General features: G+C 70.9%; 15 protein-coding genes. 6 read left to right on the top strand and 9 right to left on the bottom strand.

What is annotated here, in order from left to right; all coding sequences use genetic code 11:
• The coding region (locus ACZ7MG_RS29160; RefSeq protein ID WP_471946193.1) for an ATP-binding cassette domain-containing protein at positions 1-299 on the bottom strand (299 nt) is incomplete at its 3' end.
• Between the two features lie 80 nt (positions 300-379).
• The gene (locus ACZ7MG_RS29155; protein WP_471384106.1) at positions 380-1,051 is read right to left on the bottom strand and encodes a DUF4097 family beta strand repeat-containing protein; all 672 of its coding nucleotides are present in this window, start codon (positions 1,049-1,051) and stop codon (positions 380-382) included.
• Between the two features lie 224 nt (positions 1,052-1,275).
• On the opposite strand from ACZ7MG_RS29155, the gene ACZ7MG_RS29150 reads away from it, so the two are divergent.
• Positions 1,276-2,022 carry a GbsR/MarR family transcriptional regulator gene (locus ACZ7MG_RS29150; protein ID WP_471384109.1) on the top strand — a complete coding sequence of 249 codons (747 nt, stop codon included), beginning with the start codon at positions 1,276-1,278 and terminating at the stop codon, positions 2,020-2,022.
• Between the two features lie 14 nt (positions 2,023-2,036).
• Here ACZ7MG_RS29150 and ACZ7MG_RS29145 read toward each other — a convergent pair whose 3' ends face one another.
• The 7 genes from ACZ7MG_RS29145 to ACZ7MG_RS29115 form a co-directional block, all read right to left on the bottom strand.
• Entirely contained in the window at positions 2,037-3,707 is a 1,671-nt protein-coding gene (locus ACZ7MG_RS29145) for a carboxylesterase/lipase family protein (protein WP_471384111.1), read from the bottom strand.
• 165 nt (positions 3,708-3,872) lie between these two features.
• Positions 3,873-5,156 carry an alginate lyase family protein gene (locus ACZ7MG_RS29140; RefSeq protein ID WP_471384113.1) on the bottom strand — a complete coding sequence of 428 codons (1,284 nt, stop codon included), beginning with the start codon at positions 5,154-5,156 and terminating at the stop codon, positions 3,873-3,875.
• A gap of 17 nt (positions 5,157-5,173) precedes the next feature.
• Positions 5,174-8,581: an alginate lyase family protein gene (locus tag ACZ7MG_RS29135; RefSeq protein ID WP_471384116.1), complete on the bottom strand. Its 3,408-nt coding sequence runs from the start codon at positions 8,579-8,581 to the stop codon at positions 5,174-5,176.
• A 15-nt stretch (positions 8,582-8,596) separates the two neighbouring features.
• Complete coding sequence (locus ACZ7MG_RS29130) at positions 8,597-10,381, bottom strand: putative Ig domain-containing protein (RefSeq protein WP_471384119.1); 1,785 nt, start codon at positions 10,379-10,381, stop codon at positions 8,597-8,599.
• 37 nt (positions 10,382-10,418) lie between these two features.
• Entirely contained in the window at positions 10,419-11,264 is an 846-nt protein-coding gene (locus tag ACZ7MG_RS29125; protein ID WP_471384940.1) for a carbohydrate ABC transporter permease, read from the bottom strand.
• A gap of 80 nt (positions 11,265-11,344) precedes the next feature.
• Positions 11,345-12,316: a carbohydrate ABC transporter permease gene (locus tag ACZ7MG_RS29120; RefSeq protein WP_471384120.1), complete on the bottom strand. Its 972-nt coding sequence runs from the start codon at positions 12,314-12,316 to the stop codon at positions 11,345-11,347.
• On the bottom strand, positions 12,313-13,662 hold the full coding sequence (locus ACZ7MG_RS29115; protein ID WP_471384942.1) for an extracellular solute-binding protein: 1,350 nt from the start codon (positions 13,660-13,662) through the stop codon (positions 12,313-12,315). The genes ACZ7MG_RS29120 and ACZ7MG_RS29115 overlap by 4 nt, the downstream gene beginning before the upstream one ends.
• A 268-nt stretch (positions 13,663-13,930) precedes the next feature.
• Here ACZ7MG_RS29115 and ACZ7MG_RS29110 point away from each other — a divergent pair, with 268 nt between their 5' ends.
• From ACZ7MG_RS29110 to ACZ7MG_RS29090, 5 genes are all read left to right on the top strand, one after another.
• Positions 13,931-14,944 carry a hydroxyacid dehydrogenase gene (locus ACZ7MG_RS29110; RefSeq protein WP_471384123.1) on the top strand — a complete coding sequence of 338 codons (1,014 nt, stop codon included), beginning with the start codon at positions 13,931-13,933 and terminating at the stop codon, positions 14,942-14,944.
• A gap of 375 nt (positions 14,945-15,319) precedes the next feature.
• A complete protein-coding gene (locus ACZ7MG_RS29105; protein ID WP_471384125.1) occupies positions 15,320-16,660 on the top strand; it encodes an ABC transporter substrate-binding protein in 1,341 nt (446 codons plus the stop codon).
• 11 nt (positions 16,661-16,671) lie between these two features.
• Complete coding sequence (locus tag ACZ7MG_RS29100; RefSeq protein ID WP_471384127.1) at positions 16,672-17,556, top strand: carbohydrate ABC transporter permease; 885 nt, start codon at positions 16,672-16,674, stop codon at positions 17,554-17,556.
• Complete coding sequence (locus ACZ7MG_RS29095) at positions 17,556-18,482, top strand: carbohydrate ABC transporter permease (RefSeq protein WP_471384130.1); 927 nt, start codon at positions 17,556-17,558, stop codon at positions 18,480-18,482. The genes ACZ7MG_RS29100 and ACZ7MG_RS29095 overlap by 1 nt, the downstream gene beginning before the upstream one ends.
• Complete coding sequence (locus tag ACZ7MG_RS29090) at positions 18,479-20,320, top strand: glycoside hydrolase family 43 protein (RefSeq protein WP_471384131.1); 1,842 nt, start codon at positions 18,479-18,481, stop codon at positions 20,318-20,320. The genes ACZ7MG_RS29095 and ACZ7MG_RS29090 overlap by 4 nt, the downstream gene beginning before the upstream one ends.
• Positions 20,321-20,352 lie beyond the last annotated feature (32 nt).

Genomic DNA, 20,352 nt, shown 5'->3' with positions numbered 1-20,352 from the left:
TTCTCCTCGCCGGTGATCAGTCCGTCGACGGCGGAGAACTGGCCGGTGACACCGATCGCGGCGCGCACCGCCTGCGGGGCGGTGGCGATGTCGTGACCGCCGACGCGGATCCCGCCGGAGCCGGGGCCGGGAGAGATCAGGGTGGAGAGGATCTTGACGGCGGTGGTCTTGCCGGCGCCGTTCGGGCCCAGCAGGGAGAAGATCGTCCCCTCCGGGACGGTCAGGTCGATGCCGTCGAGTACGACCTTGTCGCCGTAGGACTTGCGCAGCCCGTTCGCCGCGATGGCCGGGTCGGTCATGACAGGTGCTCCTTCAGAGCTTCGGGTCGGGAGAGCGTGGGTCGGTGGTCGCGGTGCGAGGGCGTGCTGCGGGGGCTGGGTCAGAGGCTGCGGGCGTCGATGTCGCCGTAGCCGGTGGTCGCGCGGATGGCGAGGTGGGCGCCGGCGCCCTCGCTGTTCTTGAGGGTGTTGCGGACACGGCCGTAGGAGGTGCCCGCGTCCAGGGAGGCCGAGACGCCGGCGGCGGCGCCGATCGAGATGTCGCCGTGCCCGGTGTCGAGGGTGACCGTGCCGCGCGCCGCCTCGGTGACGCGCAGGTCGCCCTTGCCGCTGGTGATGTCGGCGGAGCCGTCCAGGCGGCCGATCAGGGCGTCGCCGGCCAGCAGGTTGAGCCGGGCGCTCGCGGCCTCGTCGAGCTTGATCCGCCCGTGCGCGCCGTCGATGGCCACATCGCCCAGCCGTCCGACGCCCCGGTACTCGGCGGCGGCCGACTTCGCCTCGACCCGGGAGCCGGACGGCAGCTGGACGGTGACCTCCAGGGTTCCGGAGGGGCCGAACAGCTCGCTCTTCGCCTTCGGGGCGTCGATCCGCAGCACACCGTCGCGGAAGTCGACCGTGGTCTCCTCGGCGGCCCTGATGTCGCGGCTCTTGGAGGAGTCGGCGGGGCGGACCTCGACGGTGGTGTCGGTGCGGTCTGCGGCGATGAGCTGCACACGGCCGGCGGTGATGTTCAGGACCGCGGCGATCGGGGCGGGGGTGTCGAACTTCTGCATCGTGCTCTCCTCGGCTCTGCGTCGTTTCTGACGATGGAAAAGCTACGTTGCATTCAGATATCGCGCAACGTACTCGTTGCACGAGAATCACATTCCTGCAGCTCAGAGCAGATAATTTGTTGCAACGGCTTGCGAGGCAACGCAACAGGCTGCCTCACGCACGTTGCAATGAAGTGGAAGTGAACGCTATAGTGGGCGCACCACGGAGCACGAAGGAGACAGCGATGCCGGGAGGCAGGCTCACCCAGCAGGAACGCCAGCAGATCGCGCTAGGACTGGCCGACGGTCTCGCCTACGCCGAGATCGCCAGACGGCTCGACCGCCCGACCTCGACGATCACCCGCGAGGTGATGCGCAACGGCGGCCCCACCGCCTACCGCGCCGACCTCGCCCACCGCGCCACCGAGCGCCGCGCGCACCGGCGGCGCCAGGCCGCTCCCCGTGAGGCCCGGACGCCCGAGCAGGCCCATGGGCGTGACACCGAAGCCGTACGGGAGTTCGAGGAGACGTTCACGACGGTCATGATGGCCTCGGGCATGCCCGCGATGATGGCCCGGGTGATGGCCTGCCTCACCCTCACCGACTCCGGCAGCCTCACCGCCGCCGAACTGGCCCAGCGTCTCCAGGTCAGCCCGGCGTCCATCTCCAAGGCGGTCGCGTTCCTGGACAGCCAGGGGATGATCCGGCGCGAGCAGGGCGAACGCCGCCGTGAGCGGTACGTCGTCGACGACGACGTCTGGTACCAGTCGATGATCGCCAGTGCCCGCGCCGTCGCGCAGATCGTCGAGATCGCCCGGCAGGGCGTGGGCGTCGTCGGCACCGACACCCCCGCCGGCGCCCGGCTGGAGAACGTCGCCCGCTTTCTCGACTTCGTCGCCGAGAGCTCCCTGCGCGCCGCCGAACAGGCCCGCGAGGTCCTCCACACCAAGCCGCGCACACCCACGGAGGAGACGGCCGAGCCCCGCCCGTAGCGCGGACAGCCGGCTCAGGGCGTCCGGCGGAAGCGGCGCAGGGCCGGGAGCGGGCCTCCGCCGGAGGTGACGAAGGTGCCGGCGCCCTGGACCCTGCGCGGGCGTCTCGCGTCCGCGTCCCAGAGGGCGAGTTCGGGGTCGTAGGGGCCGAGGACGACCCGGGCGCCGTCCGTGTCCTCCCCGATGTCCTCCCCGATGTCCTCCCCGGTGTCGTCCCCGATGTCCTCACTGGTGTCGAAGACGCGGACCGGATGCCCGGCGTCCCAGGCGGGCCAGCCGGGCGTGCCGTCCGTCGCGAAGCGGACCCAGGCGGAGTGCAGCGCGGCGGCGAGGTCGCGCGGGGCGTGGTCACCGGCGAGCTTGGCGGAGGCGGGTGTGTCGCCGGTGTCGAAGACGAAGCCGAGTTCGAGGGCGTGGCAGGAGCCGAGGGCGGGGATGCCGGAGGGCCAGGCGAACTCGTAGAGCCAGGACCGCGCCTGGGCCTGGTCGAGGCGGGCGTCCGCCACCCGGTGCAGGGGGACGCGCAGGAGGTGGTCGGTGACGAGCTGCCCGACGAGGTCGGCGACGCCCTTGTCGGGGTGGAGGTCGCGGTAGCCGCGCGGGACCTCGGGGCCGCAGTGGCAGCGGGCGCGGGCGCCGGCCAGGGCGACCGTGCCGAGACGGTCGACGCGTTCCTGGAGGCCGCCGGGGACCAGCCAGAGACGGTGTTCGTCGCGGGTCCAGCCCATGAGGAGGTCGACACCGGGGGCCGCGCCGTGCTCGGTCAGGGCCGCCATCGGGTCGGTGGGCAGCAGGTCGCCGTCGACGACGACGCCGAAGGCGGGGCCGCCCAGCACGGGGCTGCTGAGCCGGCCGGCCTCGGCCTGGGCTTCGAGCAGGGCGGCCCGGTCCACGGCGGCGAAGGCCTCGGCGGTCGCCGGGACCTTCAGCCGGTTCGCCATCCGGCGGACCATCCGGCGTACCTTGTCCCGGTCCAGGGCCTCGGGCGGGCCGCTCTGCAGGACGGCCCGCCGGAACAGGCCCCGCGCACGCGGGGCGGCCAGCAGCGCGCCGACGCTGATGGCGCCCGCCGACTGGCCGAACAGGGTCACCCGGTCCGGGTCGCCGCCGAACCCGGCGATCGAGTCCCGCACCCACTCCAGCGCGGCCAGCTGGTCCCGCAGTCCGCGGTTGGCCGGGGCGTCCGGGAAGAGGCCGTAACCCTCCACGCCCAGCCGGTAGTTGAGGGAGACCAGCACCACGCCGTCGCGGGCGAAGGCGGCACCGTCGTAGACGGGGACCGCCGACGAGCCCCGGGTGAGGGCGCCGCCGTGGAGGAAGACCATGACCGGCAGCCGGGCCCCGGGGCCCGGCTGCGGCGTCCATACGTTCAGGTTGAGGCAGTCGTCGCCCGGGACGACGGGGTCCGACAGATAGCGGGCGAACGCCTCCGAGTACGGCGGTTTCGGAGGCGTCGGACCGAAGGCGACGGTGTCCCGCACCCCCGCCCAGGGCTCGGGCGGGGCGGGCGGGCGGAAGCGGCGGGGGCCGAAGGGCGGGGCCGCGTACGGGACGCCCCGGAAGACGGCGATCCCGTCCTCGTGGCCGTCCCCGCCGTCCGCGCCGTCCGCGTACTCGTACGCGCCGCGTACGTCGCCGTACGGCGTCCTGACCACGGGGCCGCCCTGCTGCCGGTCTGCCGTCATCGCGCACCAGCTCCTCACGGGCGCACACGCTCCCGCGCGCACGCCCGCTCACTCGCTCGTGAACCGTCGTTCACCCTCAGAGCACCACATCCCTTCGCGGTATTCCGGTCGTACCGGGTCCTGGGCGGCCGTTCGGGCGACGGCCGCCCTCGGACGGGTCGGCGGCTACTTGGCGTACATCAGGGTGCCGAAGCCCAGCTGGTCGTAGCCGCCGCTGGCCGAGCCGTAGTCCCCGCCGCCGCCCTCGGGGCGGACGCTCTCGGCCATGGCCTTGATGTAGGGGACGTCGAGGCCGCGGCGGCGGCCGTAGTGGTAGTAGATGAGGTCCCAGACGGGCCTGACCTGGCCGCGGCTCGCGGAGGAGACGGCGGTGTGGGTCTGCTGGGCGCAGTTCTGGCCGGTGCCCCAGGTGTAGGCGGTGAAGGGCACGTCGTTGCCCAGGTTGTACTTGGCGACGTACTGCGCGGCCTTCATGAACCGGTTGCCGTCGTAGCCGTAGAGGTCGTCGCCCTGGGACCAGGCCATCTCGCAGAAGGCACCCATCTGGCCCATGCCCATCATGGTGTGCCCCTGGTCGCGGCCCGCCTCCTGCCACTGCCCGAGGGCGTAGCCGGCGGAGTCGGTGTGCAGGTACGGGACGGCGTGGGTGATCGATCCGTTCCCGGCGCCGGTCTTGAAGTAGTTGACGGCCTGGTCGTACTTGGCGCCGTCGTCGCACAGGATCCCGATCGCGAGGATCGAGTTCATGGTGCACAGGTCCCAGTTGGCCCAGTAGTTGGTGATGCAGGCGTCGTTGTGGTTGTTCAGGAACTGGTTGTTGAGCGGGTAGAAGACGTTCAGCATCATCGTCTTGAACCGGTCCAGAGCGAATCCGCTGTAGCCGCGCATGAGTTCGGCGGCGTTGGCGAACTGGTAGCCGTAGATCCCGGCGGCCAGGAACCGGTCGGCGTTGCCGGTGACGGTGGTGAGGGTCGACGACCAGGCGTTGAGGATGCGGACCGCCGCGTCGCCGTTCGCGGTGGTGCCGGCGATCTTCCAGCGCAGCGCGTTCTGGTAGGCGGCGTGGATGTCGTTGTAGAGGATGCCGTAGTTCTCGCCGGTGCCGCCGCGGATGATCGTGGCCTGCGGGTTGGGTGTCCAGGTGCTCGCGGAGTGGGAGTTGGCGGTCAGGCGGTTCCAGCCGGACAGCCAGGGGGCGTCGCCGGCGGCGACCCGCACCTTGGCGCGGTTGAGTTCGCCGTAGGCGTGCAGCATGCCGGGGTGGGTGAAGGTGGCCGGGGCCGCCTCCGCCGTGGTGGCGACGGAGGCGGCGCCCAGCGCGAGGGCGGCGGTGAGACCGCCGGCGGTCCGCAGCAGACCGCGACGGCTCAACTCGCTCTCGGGGGCGGGCCCTTCGGGGCCCGTGTGGGGGGAGTCGTGGGAAGAAGCGTGGGGGGAAGTGCGGCTCATCGGTACATCTCCGATCCTCAGGTGGGGGTGATGCTCACCTCGCTGAAGCGCGCGGTGCCGTGGGTCAGCGGGCTGCGGGAGCAGACCACCAGGCCCACGTGGTAGGGGGCGTCACCGAAGCCGGGGATCTCTCCCTCGGCGAGGGGGGTGAAGGTGGCGCCTCCGTCCGTGGAGACCGCCGCGGCGAAGCGGGTCCCGGTCCGCTTCAGCCGCAGCAGGCAGGGGGTGGTGACCGTGGAGTCACCGGTGAAGGCCGACCGTCCGGCCACGGTCGTCCGGAGCATGAGCTGGGCGACGGTCCCGCCGCTGACGATCGCCCCGGCCGCCTGGTCGAACGGCGACAGCGACTTGGCCATCAGCAGCCCGACCCGGTCGGCCGCGGCCCCGGTACGGGAGTCCAGCCGGACGGTGACCTCGCAGTCACCGGTGACCGGCCGCCGTACGAACTGACCTGTCATCCCTTGGTTGTTGACGGTCAGATCGACTCCGGCGCCCCGGACGACGAAGGTCCCGTCGTCCTCGTCCTCGTCCTCGTACGCGGTACTGCCGGGGGTGCGGACGGCGGCCACGCCGAGGGTGCCGAAGTCGCGGTCGTCGAGGACGACGTCGCCGAGATCGCCGTACGTCCAGGGGGCGGGCGGGGGTGTGCCGACGGTCAGGGTGAGGGTGCCGGTCGCCTCGCCCGCCGCGTTGCCGGCGGTGGTGGTGACGGTGAACTCGCCGGTCCGGGTGGGGGTTCCGGAGATCAGGCCGGTGCGCCGGTCGACGCGCAGGCCCTCGGGGAGCCCGCTCGCGGTGAACCGTACGGGTGCGTGCGAGGCCCGGATGAGGTGCTGGAAGGTGTCGCCCCGGTTGGCGAACGCCGTTGCGGGTGAGGTGAGTTCAGGGGTGGACGGGGTCGGCATCGTCGCGGCGGCGGGCGCGGAGCGGGGGCCGCTGCCGCCGGTGTTCGTCTTCGCGACGGCGTAGTGGTACGTCGTACCGGGGGTGCCGGTGGCGTCCGCGTACCGCAGGCGGGCGCCGAAGCCGAGCGGGGCGACCCCGGTGGCGATCGTCCGGTAGGGGCCGTCGGCGCGGGTGGCGCGGAGCACCTTGTAGCGGGCGGAGAGGTCCGGATCGGTCCAGTCCAGCTCGACCGCGTCCGCCCCGGTGGCGGCCCCGAGGTCGGTGGCCCGCCAGGCAGGGCGGGCCACCGACCAGACCTCTCCCCCGGCGGCGGAGACGACCCGGACGTTGTCGAAGGCGCCGGTGCCGGTCTCGGCGTACTCCTCGGCGACGCCCAGACAGGAGGTCAGGACCAGGCCCGCGTACGCGGTGCGCCCCAACTCGACCTCCGTGGAGCCGACTTCGGTCCAGTCGACGCCGTCCGGCGAGATCGCCCCGGTGCAGCGACGGCCCTTGCGGGTGACCCGCACCCAGTACGGGGCCCGCAGCCGGTAGCCGTCGCCCGCGCCCTCGACGTACAGCGCCTCCAAGGGGGTCGCCGACTCCGGCAGGGCGCCCAGGGCGGAGATCGGGAAGGCGGCGGAGGTGGTGATCGCCTGGAGCTGAGAGGGCGGTACGGGCGTGCTGCCGGTGGCGGAGATCTCCGCGCCGACCGCCTTCCGTACGCTCCACACCCCGCTCCAGGTGTGCAGCGGCAGCCCCTGGATCAGCGTCGAGGCGTGCGCGGCACCCGCGTCGAGGCCGGCGCGCAGGGTGACGCCGATCTTGGAGTACTGGGAGCTGAGCGGCCACACGATCCGCGCGGTGACCGAGCCGTCCCCGCGCAGCGGTACGTACGCCAGACGGTACGTGTCCGCCGTGCCGCTCGCCCGCAGCAGGAACCGCTCGCCGTCGAAGGCGGCGGCGCCGGGGATCTCCACCACCCCCAGATCCTGGCCGGCCCAGGGCTCGGGCAGCCCGGCACAGGCGCCGGCCGGGCTCGAACTGCCGCTGCTGCCGCCAGAGTTGGTGGCGGTGACGGTGTAGTGGTAGGTCCGGCCCCGGCGCACGTCCCGGTCGGTGTACGTCGGCTCGTCGAGGCCGGTGGCGACCTTCTCGTACGGGCCCTCGGGGCGGGTGGACCGCCGGACGGTGTACCCGGTGGCCCAGGCGGACGGCAGCCAGGCCACGGTCACGGCCCCGGGCTCGCCCACCGCCGTCACACCGGCCGGGGGCTTCGGCGCGGGGGCCGAGGCGGGGGCCGTGGCCCCGGCGTAGGCGAAGGTGCCGAAGCTCGGGAGGTCGTCGTTGCTGCCCTCGACGAACCGGGCGCCCGCCGTGCCCCGGAAGACCGCCGCCTTCGTCGCGGGGGCGTCGAGGCCGCGTACTCCGGCGTAGTGGGCGTAGTACATCTCGTAGACCGGGGGCAGGGTGCCGCGGCCGACGGCCGAGACGGTCTTCTTGATGTACTTGCCGGTGCGGTCCAGGTCGGGGGTGAAGGGGACGTCGCCGCCGAGGTTGTAGCGGGCGGCGTACTCGGCGTTCGCCAGCAGCCGGTCGCCGTCGAAGCCCCAGAGGTCGACGCCCTGGTTCCAGGCCACCTGGGCGGCGTCGCCCATCAGGCCGACGGCCAGCTGCTCGTGTCCCTGGTCGCGGCCGGACTCCTGGCCCTGGCCCGCGGCGGTGACGACGCGGCCCGGGACGCTGCCGTTGCCGGCGCCCGCCGCCGCGAAGCGCAGCGCGTCCTCGAAGAGGACGCGCTCCTCGCAGAACACGCCGATGGCCAGGACGGTCTGAAGAGCCGTCAGGTCCCAGTTGCCGTTGGCGTACAGCATGTAGCCGGAGATCGCCGGGTACCAGACGTCGAGGAACGAGCGCTCGCAGCGGGCGATCGCCGCGTCCGGCCAACCGTCGTAGCCGGTGTGCCGGAGCAGTTCGGCGGCGTTGACGAACTTGAAGGCCTGGAGGCCCGCGCCGAGCGGGCCGTCGGCGCCCGTGACCATGGTGAGGGAGGCCGACCAGGCGTCGAGGATGTCCCGGGCCTTGTCGGCGTGGGCCCGGTCGCCCGTCACACACCACATCAGCGCGTTCTGGTAGGCGGCGGCCGAGTCGGCGACGGCCTGGCCCATGAAGTTGCTGGGCCCGCGCCCCCAGGAGGTGATCTGGCCCGTGTTCTGCACGGTGTACGTGGACTTGGAGCGGGCGTGGGCGGCCAGCGCGAGATAGCCGTCGTGGACCGGCGCCTCCTTGGCGGCGACCGCCGCTCGCCACCGGTCCAGGTCGGCGGCGGTGTGCAGGAGGCCCGGATGGCTGAAGGTGCGGGCCGCTCCGGTGGAGCCGTTGTCCCGCGAGGCCGCGGCAGAAGCGGAGGCGAAAGCGGAGGCGGAGGGTGCGGTGGACAGGAGTCCTGCTCCGGCCGCGGCCGTGACCCCGGCCGCGCCGAGGAAGGACCGTCTGTCGAGGAACGACCGCCGGTCGAACCGTCTGCTGAGGGGAAGCACAGATGTCTCCTGGTCCTACGGGTGGCGCACGGTGAGCTTGACGGACCGGGTGGTGGTCCCGGCGCTGTTGGTGGCCGAGACGGTGACCGTGCGGGTGCCGGGGCGGGCCGGGACGCCGGAGATCAGACCGGTCCTGGTGTCCATGGCGAGGCCCTTGGGCAGGCCCTCGGCGGCGAACGACGTGGGCAGCCCGGTCGCCGTGACGAGGTGGTTGAAGACCCGCTTCGCGATGGCCGTGGCCTCGGCGGCGCTGGTGATCTCCGGGGCCTCAGTGGCGGCGGCGGTGTCGGCGTCCAGGAAGCGGAGGTTCTGGACGTGCTCGTTGGCGAACATCGGGACCATGTCGGTGGTCAGATACCAGCCGGGCTTCTTCATCTTGTCGTGGACGACCGTGCCGTTGACCGACAGGTTCTGGAAGGTGAGGTTCTTGATCGGGCGGTCCGCGTCGTAGCCGGTGAGGATGGCCGTGGAGGCGTGGGTGCCGTTGTAGGTGAGGTCACGGACGTACACGTCCTCGATGCCCCGGCCCGGGGAGGCGTTGTACCGGTTGGCCATCACCCGCATGTTGAGCAGCTGGCCCCAGGTGAAGTCCTCCACGCGGACGTCCTGGATGCGGACGTTGCGGATGAGGTTGCTGTCGCCGGGGTTGAGGGCGAAGCAGCCCTGGTAGAGGACCTGCGGCTCGCGGTGCTGGAGGATGTCGATGTTACTGAAGACGATGTTCTCGATGGTCTCGGGCTTCTCGGGGTTGCCGTGGGTGCCCATGTTCACCGGGTGGGCGACATCGGCCCAGAGGGTGGAGTTCCGGACGGTGATGTTGCGGCAGTCGCCGTAGTAGTCCCAGCGGTGGGCGTAGATGGCGATGCAGTCGTCGCTGTTGCGCATCCAGACGCCCTCGATCAGGACGTCCTCGCTGCTGAACACGTCGATGCCGTCGCCCCACTGGCCGCTGCTGTACGAGTGCAGGTTGCGGACGGTGACCTGCTGCGACTGGCCGATGGTGCAGGAGTAGCCGGTCTTCAGGTTCATCACGAGGATGCCGTCGATCTCGATGTTCTTCGAGAACGCCACGGTGGTGCCGCTGTCCGTGTCGGCGATGATGCCGCGGCCGATCAGCCGGGCGTTCTCGACGTTCGTGAACGACACATGGGCCTTCAGCACGGCACCGCCGGCCAGGTAGACCGTCTTTCCGCTGGGCACCTGGAGCACATTGCCCGGGACGGTGTGGATGCCCGGCCCGAAGTAGAGGACGTCGGGGTCGCCCTCCTCGCAGCGGGTCTTCTCGATCGGGTTGGCGTGCAGCTGGAGGTTGTTGTAGAGGTCGCCGTCGATCTCGACGGAGAGGTTGCGCGGCTCGCTGAGGCTGAGGGTGACGGTGTCGCCGCTCACCTCGTGCGCGAGGTCGTACGACAGCGGGCGGACGCGCGCCTCGCCGATGGCCCCCTTGGCGGAGGTGACCTGGACCTCCACGGTGCCGGAGAAGTCGAGGCTCGCGACGGAGGTCTGGCGGATGACGCCGGAGCCGGTCTTCTCGTTGATGGTCTTGGTGCCGACCCGCAGTACGGGCACCGTCCGCCACTCACCGCCCGGCGTACGGGCCTTGACGGTGTAGCTCGCGTTGAGGGCGACCCCGGTGGGGACGGTGTGCACCACCAGGCGGTCGGCGGCCTCCGGTCTGTCGTCCGTGGCCGCGCTCGCGGTTCCGGTGGCCGCGCCCAGCAGGGAGTACGCGGCGGCCGTGGCACCGGCGGCCTGGAGGAGCGTACGCCGGGACGGACCTGAGCCCTGGGTGTCGTTCATGAGGAACTTCCTTACTGGCAGGGGGAGTTGGGGAGAGCTACTTGAGCCCCGAGGTGGACATCCCGGCGACGAAGCCGCGTTGGGCGACGAGGAAGATCAGCAGGATCGGGATCACGTACATCACCGAGGCGGCGGCCTGGAGCTGGGTGACGGGTGTCCCGGCGGAGGTGACGTAGGTGGACATCACGGCGACCGCGAGGGTGGAGCGGTCCGTGGACAGCAGGAGCTGGGGGGCGATGTAGTCGCCCCAGGTCCAGGTGAAAGCGATCACGAAGCTCGCGGAGAGCACCGGCCAGGACTGCGGCAGGAAGATCCGCCAGAAGATCGTCGCGTAGCCGCAGCCGTCGACGATCGCGGCCTCCTCCAGCTCGCGCGGCAGCCCGGCGAAGAACTGCCGGAAGAGGAAGACGAGATACGGTGCCGCCGCCAGGCCCCACAGCACCCACGGCCAGTAGGTGTCGACCATGCCGAGCTTGGCGAAGATCAGATAGGTGGGCAGCAGGGTGATCATCTGCGGCAGCATCATCGAGCCGAGCAGCACACCGAACAGGGTCTTCTTCCCGGGCGCGTCGAGGCGGGCGAAGCCGTAGCCGACCCAGGCCGAGCTGAGGGTGACCAGGGTGGCGTAGAGGAAGGCGATGATCAGGGAGTTGCGGGCGTAGCCGAGGAAGTCGATCAGCTGGAAGGCGTCGGCGAAGTTGTGCCACTGGAAGTCCGCGGGCAGCCAGTGCACCGGGGCGGCGGCCGTCTCGGCGGAGGTCTTCAGTCCGGTGAGGACCAGCCAGCCGAACGGGCCGAGGAACAGCCCGGTGGCGACGACGAGCACGGTGTAGAGGACGAGCCGGCCGGTGCGTATCCGGACGCGGGCCGGGGCGGGGGCCACCGGGGGTGTGGATCTGCGCGCGGGCCGGCCGGGGGTGGTGGCGCCCGGGAGAGCGCCCCCGGCGGTGTCGCTCGTGACGGTCACTTCTTCGCCTCCGGATCGACGTTGTAGAACACCACTCCGGACGTGAACCTGAAGATGAGTCCGGTGACGGCGAGGATCAGGACGAAGAGCACCCACAGCAGCGCGGAGGCGTAGCCGTAGCGGCCGAGCGCGAAGTACTCGGCGAACACATGCATCATGTACATGTAGTTGGACTGGGGGATCGCGGTGACGCCGCCCGTGGTGGGCTCGGCGGCCAGCAGCAGCGGCATGATGGTCTGCACCGAGGCGATCACCCCGGTCACCGTCTGGAAGAGCAGCACCGGGGACAGCAGCGGCACGGTGATGCTGCGGAAGGTCCGCCAGGCGCTCGCCCCGTCGATCCGGGCGGCCTCGTGCAGTTCACGGGGTACGTCCTGGAGCCCGGCCAGCGAGATGATCATGACGTTGCCCGCCGCCCACAACACGGTCATCAGCAGCACATAGCGGGCGTACGGATCGGCGAGCCAGCCCAGGGCGTCGATGCCGAGGAAGCCCAACGCCCCGTTCGCGGCACCGGAGTTCTGGTCGAACAGCGACTTGAACGCGAGGCCCGCGCCCACCGGCGGTACCACGGCCGGGAGATAGAGCAGGGTGCGGAACAGGCCCCGGGCCCTGAGCGGCCGGTTGACCAGGACGGCGAGGCCCAGCCCCGCGACGATCGACAGCGGCACCGAGGTCACCGCGAACAGCCCGGTACGGCCCAGGGCGTCCCAGGTCACCGGATCGGCCAGCAGTTCACGGTAGTTGCCGAGCCCGATGAACCGCCAGTGCGGCGAGATCCCGTCGTAGGTGGTGAGGCTCAGCCACAGCGCGTACGCCATCGGGACGACCGTCAGCAGCAGGAAGCCGATGATCCAGGGCGAGGTGAACATGTAGAACGCCCGGTGTCTGCGGGCGGTGGCGGACGCGCGCTTCGGGCGCGCCCTGCCCTGGCGCACCGGGTGCGCCTCGACCTGACCGACCGTCATCCGACCTGCTCCTTCCCTCGGTCGAGCTGCTCGTTGATGGTCGAGTTCAGGCGTCCGGCGAGGGTGTCGACGGAGATCTCGCCCTTCATCGCGGCGGGCGCCACCTGGTTGAAGAGGGCCTTGAAGCCCTCCGCCGTGAGGTAGGGGGTGAAGGAGATCACCGAGAAGTGCTTCAGCTCGGCCTCCTGGGCCCGCAACACCCGCCGCTGGTAGTCGTGTTCGGCGGGCATCAGCGGGCGCAGCGACTTCAGGCTGGGGATGCCCCAGCCGCCGGCCGCGCGTTCCCTGGCCGGGGCCTCGCCGAAGAACCACTCGAAGACCCGCCAGGCCGCGTCCTTGTTCGGTGCCTTCCTCGGCATCCAGAAGCCGGTGCCGCCCTGGCAGGGGCTGACCCGTGCGCCGCCCTCGAAGACCGGGGCGGGGGCCAGCCGGGACACCTTCGCCAGCTTCTCGTCGGTGTTGATCATCCCGCCGAGCCAGTAGCCGCTGTTGGTCATGGCCATCCGGCCCGCCTGATAGGTGGGCCCGTCCCAGGCGTTGGGGTCGGGCTGGATCGCGCTGGGGCCGACCCTGGTCCGGCAGTAACCGATGTACCAGGCCAGCGCCCTGCGGGCCTCCGGGGTGGTGAAGTCGATCCGGGAGAGGTCGTCGTCGAAGAGACTCCCGCCGGCGGCCGCGGTCAGGGTCGAGAGGTTGGTGGCCTCGTAGAGACCGTTGTAGCTGCCGCCGAAGACGATCGTCTGGCCGTTCTTCCGCCGGGTGAGCCGTTCGGCGCGGTCGAGCCACTCCTCGTACGTCACCGGCTCGGACTCGGGCGGACGGTCGATGCCCGCCTCGTCGAAGTGCGCGGTGTTGTACCAGTACATGGAGTCCTGCGAGAAGTCCTTGACCATGCCGTAGCGCGGGCCCCTGCCCTGGGTGCGGCCGTCGTAGCGCCACAGGTCGTTGACCGGGTCGAGGTCGTCGGCCTTCAGCACACCGCTCGCGGCGAAGTACGGGTCGAGGTTCTCGGCCACGTCCCGGGCCACGAAGTACGGGGTGTCCACGGCTCCGACACCGCGCACCAGATCCGGTGGGTTTCCGCTGGTCAGCATCGCGATCAGCTTGGTCATGTCGTACTTCACGGTGACGATCCGGACGCCGGTGTCCCGCCGCGCCCGCCGGATCAGCTCCGGGGAGAGGTCCTCGGGCTTGACCATCAGCGTGACGGTCTCACCGGAGCCGCCGACGCCACCGGACACCGGCAGGGCGCAGCCGTTCAGGGCCGCACCGCCGGCCGCGGCACCACCCGCCGAGAGGGCGAGGAACCGGCGACGGCTCAGGGAACCACCGGCACGGGGAGACACGGACACGCCTCACCTCCAGGGACGAGAATCGGTCGATGCGTCGACAACCGGTTTCTATCTGTCGACGGGCAGAGCTTGTGCCTGACCGGAAACCGCGTCAAGGGGCTGGGCGAGTTTTCGAAAACTCTGCGGGAACCGGTTGCCTCGTCCGACACGATCAAGACGATTGACCACCCGTCGCACCCGTGCCTACGGTAGAAGACGTTTTCTGAGACTGTTTCCGCAGCAGCGCCTGCGGCCACCCCCCTCTCGACTCTCCAGGAGAGCCATGCCCAGCGCCCCGCCGACGCGAGCCGTGTTCGCCATGGATCCGGTGCATCTGCCCCTGCTCTTCCCACCGCCGCTCATGGCACGGCTGCGTCAAGTGGCCCGGATCGACCCCGAGTTCGTCGTCCGGGACTTCGCCGATCCCGTCGCCGCCCCGGTGCTGGCCGGGGCGGAGGTGCTGATCACCGGCTGGGGCTGCCCGCATCTCGACGCGGACGTCCTGGCGGCGGCGCCCCGGCTGCGTACCGTCCTGCACGCGGCGGGCTCGGTCCGGGCGCTGGTCGGCGAGGCCCTGTGGCAGGGCGGGGTCACCGTCTCCAGCGCGGTCGCCGGGAACGCGCTGCCGGTCGCCGAGTACACCCTCGCGATGATCCTGCTGGCCGGGAAGGACACCTTCGACCAGCGCGAACGCTTCCGCAGGACCCACACCTACCCCTCCCCCGCCGAGACCGCCGCCATCGGCAACGTCGGCCGCCGGGTGGGGGTCATCGGCGCCTCGCGCGTGGGCCGCCGGCTCCTGGAGCTGCTGAGGCCGTTCGACTTCGCCGTCTCGCTGTACGACCCGTACGTCGACCCCGCCGGGGCCGCTGCGCTGGGCGCCGAACCGATGACGTTGGAGGACCTGCTGCGGACCAGCGACATCGTCAGCCTGCACGCCCCCGACATCCCCGAGACCTACCGCATGCTCGACCGCGCCGGACTCGCGCTGATCAGGGACGGCGGTGTCCTCATCAACACCTCCCGGGGCGCCCTGGTCGACCCGGACGCGCTCACCGACGAGCTGCTCTCCGGCCGGCTCAGCGCGGTCCTGGACGTCACCGAACCCGAGCCGCTGCCCGTCGGCTCCCCGCTCTACCACCTGCCCAACGTCTTCCTCACCCCGCACATCGCGGGGTCCCTCGGCAACGAGCTGGAGCGCCTCGGCCGTACCGTCGTCGAGGAGCTGGAGCGCCTCGCCTCGGGCCTGCCGCCCGCGCACGAGGTACGGCACACGGACCTGGCCCGGGTCGCCTGAAACCCCGGCCGACCCGACCTGCCCGCGCCACAAACGTTTTCGCGCCCCGAGCCGTCCCGCGCCGTCCCGCGCCCCGTGCCCACGACGGCCCCCACGCGGCGGAGCACGCTCCGGCCTGGGCACTCCGCACCACTCCACGGCCACCGAACGACCGCTTCCGGCAACCCCGCCGACAATCCGGCGTAACAATTTACCGTCGCGCTCTTGCGGTGGGCCGATCAGGCCACCTACGTTTCACAGCAACCGTTTACTACAGCGTTTCCGCAGGGGATCCGAGACCCGAGCTGACGGTCCACCTCGCTCGCCGTCGCCCCACCGAGCCGCCCCTCGCGCCCCACTTCCGCGCTCGCCCACGTCTCGAAGGATGACTGTTCCATGAACTCCAACAGCCCCCGGAGAAGGTTCGCCCGCGCCGCCGTCGCGAGTGTCGCGCTGACAGGTCTGCTCGCCGCGTGCGGCGGCTCGGACTCGGGCGACGACGGCTCCTCCGGCGCCACCGGCCCGGTCACCCTCCCCTTCTGGGGCTGGGCCAACGGCCAGGAAGCCGTGGTCAAGGCGTTCAACGCCTCCCACAAGGACGTCCAGCTCAAGTACACCAAGGTCACCGACCAGCTGACCATGCAGAAGCAGCTCAGCAACGCGGTGAAGGCGGGCAACGCCCCCTGTCTGCTGCAGAACACCGCCGAGTACGTGACGAGCTGGGTGTCGCAGGGCGCGCTCGCCGACATCACCGAGTACGTCGGGTCGAGCGCGGACAAGTTCAACCCCGGCGCGTGGGCCGGTGTCCAGGTGCAGGGCAAGGTCTACGGCGTACCCACCGCCTCGGCGCCCGCCTTCACGATCTACCGCACCGACGTCTTCGAGAAGTACGGCCTCAAGGCACCCGCCACCTGGGACGACTTCATCGCGGCCGGCAAGGTCCTGAAGAAGCACGACATCCACATCACCAACTACGCCGGTGAGGACCCGAGCACCCTGGAAGTGCTCGCGATGCAGGCCGGCGCCCACTGGTACGCCATCGACGGCGACTCCTGGAAGGTGGACTTCCAGGACGCGGGCAGCCTGAAGGCCGCCGACGTGATCCAGCAGATCATCGACAACGACCTCAACTCCAAGCTCTCCTTCGCCGACTACGCGGCCGTGCAGCGCAACTACGACAAGGGCGGCACGGTCACCCGCCAGATCTCCACCTGGCAGATGTCCGGCATGGTGCAGAACTTCACCGACTCCTTCGGCGACTGGGCGCTGTCGCCGTGGCCGACGTACAAGGGCGAGGCGGCCAAGACGCCGGCCGGCACCAACCAGAGCGGTGGCATGAACCTGGTCACCGAGCAGTGCAAGCACAAGAAGCAGGCGGCCGAGGCGGCGCTGTGGCTGTCCACCGACACCGGCGCGGTCAAGACGATGGCCAGCCCGGAGACCGGCAGCGGGGTGATGCCGGCGGTCGCCGACAGCGAGTCGTACGTCGCCGAGGCCATCTCCGAGAAGCTGCTCGGTGACAACTACGCCCCCGGTGAGAAGGTCGTCACCGACAGCCTGGGCACCGTCACCGACGACTGGGTCTACGGCCCCAACTGGACGGCCATGTTCACCGAGCTGCAGAGCGAGTGGGGCAAGGTCGTCAGCAAGGAACAGAAGGTCACCGACCTGCTCGCGCACATGCAGGAGTGGACGGTCAAGGACCTGAAGTCGCGCGGTATCAACGTCAAGGGCTGAGGCTTCCTTCGATGATTCGCTCCCAGCGCTGGAAAGGTGCCGCGTTCACGGTGCCTTTCCAGCTCGGATTCGTCTTCCTCTATCTGCTGCCCATCGGGTACGCGGTCTACGAGTCGCTGTTCCAGGAGAAGCAGTCCGGGCTCGGCCTCGGCGGCGCGACCCGGGAGTTCTCCGGGCTGGACAACTATCAACTCGGGCTGACCGACTCGGCGTTCATGGGGTCGATCCTGCGGGTGGTGCTGTTCGCCTGTGTGCAGATCCCGTTCATGCTGCTGATCAGCCTGGTCCTGGCGCTGTTCCTGGACACGCTCACCTCGAAGGCCGCGAACCGCTTCCGGATCGTGCTGCTGGTCCCGTACATGATCCCGGGTGTGGTCGCCGCGATCGTGTGGATCAATCTGTACAGCCCCGCGGTGGGTCCGCTGACCCCGCTCGGCGACTTCCTCGGCTTCGACTGGAACTTCTTCGCGCCGTCCATGGTGTGGCCGTCCATCGGCAATCTGCTCACCTGGCACGGCATCGGCTACAACATGGTGATCATCTACTCGGCGCTCCAGGGCGTCCCCCGCGAGCTGTTCGAGGCCGCCCGTCTCGACGGCGCCTCCGAGAGCCGGATCGCGCTGAGCATCAAGATCCCGTTCGTCCGCGGGGCGCTGGTCCTGACCGGACTGCTCTCCATCATCCAGATGCTGCAGATCTTCAACGAGCCGGCGCTGTTCCGGAACATCACCCCCGAGACCGTGGACGACAGCTTCACCCCGATCATGATCATCTACAACCAGGCGTTCAACGCGGGCAACTACCCCTACGCCGCCGCCCTCTCGGTGCTCCTGGCCCTGATCCTCGGCGTCGCCTCCCTCGTCTTCTACCGGCTGACCTCGAAGGAGGTCGACTGATGGCCACGACCACCACCGACACCCCCAAGAAGTCCGGGCTCTCCGGCCTGCCTCCCGTACGGCGGATCACGACCCCCGACCCCGCCTCGGGCGGGCGCGGCGGCCAGCGGTTCATCCTGCTCGGGCTGGTCCTGGCGAGCCTCTACAGCCTGTTCCCCGTGTACTGGCTGATGATCGCCGCCACCAAGGACCAGGTGGGCCTGTACCAGAGCAACGGCCTGTGGTTCTCCGGTATGCACCTCTGGGAGAACCTCCAGCAGGTGTTCACCTACGACGACGGCATCTTCCTGCGCTGGACCGCCAACTCGTTCCTGTACGCCGGAGTCGGCTCCCTCGGCGGCACGCTCATCGCGCTGGCCACCGGTTACGGCCTGGCCCGCTTCGACTTCCCCGGCCGGGGTGTGGTGTTCGCGGCGGTGGTGGGCTCGTTCCTGATCCCCATCGCGCTGCTCACGCTCCCCCTCTATCTGATGTTCTCGAAGATCGGCCTGGTCGACACCCCCTGGGCGATGCTGATCCCGTGCCTCATCAACCCCTTCAGCGTGTACCTGGCGAAGGTCTACACCGAGGCGACGATCCCCTTCGAACTGCTGGAGGCGGCCCGTATCGACGGCGCCGGTGAGCTGCGGATCTTCTTCAGCATCGTGCTGCGGATGATGACCACGGGCGGTGCGACGGTCTTCCTGCTGGCCTTCGTCAACACCTGGAACGCGTTCTTCCTCCCCCTGACCCTGCTGCGGGGCAAGGAGAACTGGACGCTGAACCTCGGCCTCTACAACTGGTCCGGCAAGCGCGCGGAGTCCGGCATCGACGTGACCAGTCTCGTCCTCACCGGCGCGCTGCTGTCCATCATCCCGCTGGCCATCATGATGACCGCGATGCGCCGCTACTGGCGGTCGGGCGTAACCCTGGGAGCCCTCAAGTGACACCTTCGGTCCCGCCCCGGACGACCGTGGCCCGCAACCCGGTCATCCGCGGCTTCGCCCCGGACCCGTCCCTGATCAGGGTCGGCGACTGGTACTACGTGGCGACCAGTTCGTTCGAGTGGTTCCCGACGATCCCGATCCACCGCTCCCGGGACCTCGCGCACTGGGAGTACGCCGGCCATGTGCGCAGCGCGGCCCCCGGCGGCTCGCTCGCCGGGGTGCCCGACTCGGGCGGCGTCTGGGCCCCGTCGCTGAGCTGGGACGGCGAGCGCTTCTGGGTGGTCTACACGATCGTCCGGTCGGTCGGCACGCGCTACTTCGACCTGGACACCTACGTCTGTACGGCCCCGGCGGTGGACGGCGAGTGGACCGCTCCCCGGCGGGTGGCGAGCCATGGCTTCGACCCGGCCCTGTTCCATCACGAGGGCCGGCTCTGGCTGCTCAACATGCAGAGCGACCACCGCCCCGACGGCGACCGGTTCGCCGGGATCGTCCTGACCGAGCTGGACCGCTCGACGCTCCGCCCCCTCGGCGACACCCATCTCCTGCTCCAGCACGACCGGTTGATCGAGGGCCCCAAGCTGCTGCTCCACGACGGCTGGTACTACCTGGTGCTGGCCGAGGGCGGCACCGGTTTCGAGCACGGCGTACGGGTGGCCCGCAGCCGCGCGCTCACCGGACCGTACGAACTCGACGCGCTGCCCCTGCTGACGACCCGGGACGACCCGAAGGTGCCGTTGCAGAAGGCCGGGCACGCCGAACTGGTCCGGACCCCGGCGGGCGACTGGTACCTGAGCCATCTCACGGCCCGCCCCCTGCACACCGAACACGGCATGCGCTGCCCCCTGGGCCGGGAGACCGCCGTCCAGGCAGTGCTCTGGGACGCGGACGGCTGGCCCCGGCTGCGGCACGGGGGGTGGCATCCGGCGGTGGAGGTGGAGGTACCGGGCGCGGAGGTGCAGGTACCGGGCGTGGACCCGGCGGTCGGCACGGGGCCCGCGACGCCGGTGGCCCTTGCCGCGTCGGCGCTCCCGCCGGGTGCCGCTGGGCCGACCGCGCCACGGCCACGGGCCCGCGAGGAGGCCGCGATGCCATCGGCTGCCACCGGGGCCACTGCGCCGACGCCGGCAGCCCTGTCCGCCGGGCCGAAGGCGGCGGCCGACGGCCTGCCCGCCGGAACGACGGCGACGGCGACGGCGACGGCAGAGAGCGACGCCCTCGGCTGGCCGTGGAGCAGTCTGCGTGCGGCGCCGGACGTGTCGTGGGCGGACGCGGGGGTGCGGCCCGGCTGGATTCGGCTTCGGGGGCGGCAGGGGGCCGAATCGCTGTGGGAGCAGAGTCTGTTGGCGCAGCGGATCACCGAGCACCGGGCGGAGGTGGAGGTCACGGTCGAGGCCCGGCCGCGCACCTTCGGCGAGGCGGCCGGTCTGACCCTGCGCTACAACGGCTCCGCGTACCTCACCCTCGACCTGACCTGGGCCGAACCCGAGGGCGAGCCCCAGCGCGGCCAGCAGTGGAGGGGCGCGGGCCGTACCGTCCTGAGCCTCGTCGAATGCGACACGGACGGGGCCCGGCAGCGGGCCGTGGTCGAGGTCGAACCGGGCCGGCCGATCACCCTGGGCGCGAGCATCGACGGCCCCGAGGCCCGCTTCTGGTACCTCCACGAGGGCCGGCGCGTCCCCGTCGGGCCGCCCCTCGACTTCACCCACCTCTCCGACGACCACGGCCCCGCCCTCCGCTTCACCGGCACCCTGGCCGGCATCCACGCCCAGGACCTCGTCGCCGCGGAATTCACCGCGGACTTCGGGGGGTTCCGGCTGGTGTGCGAGGAGGGGTGAGGGGCGAGACACGAGGAGGGGCGGCCCAGGGG

The sequence above is a fragment of the Streptomyces sp. NPDC107538 genome (assembly GCF_055657445.1).
The sequence above is the reverse complement of the archived record's forward strand: the minus strand, read 5'-3'. Positions and strand labels throughout refer to the sequence as shown.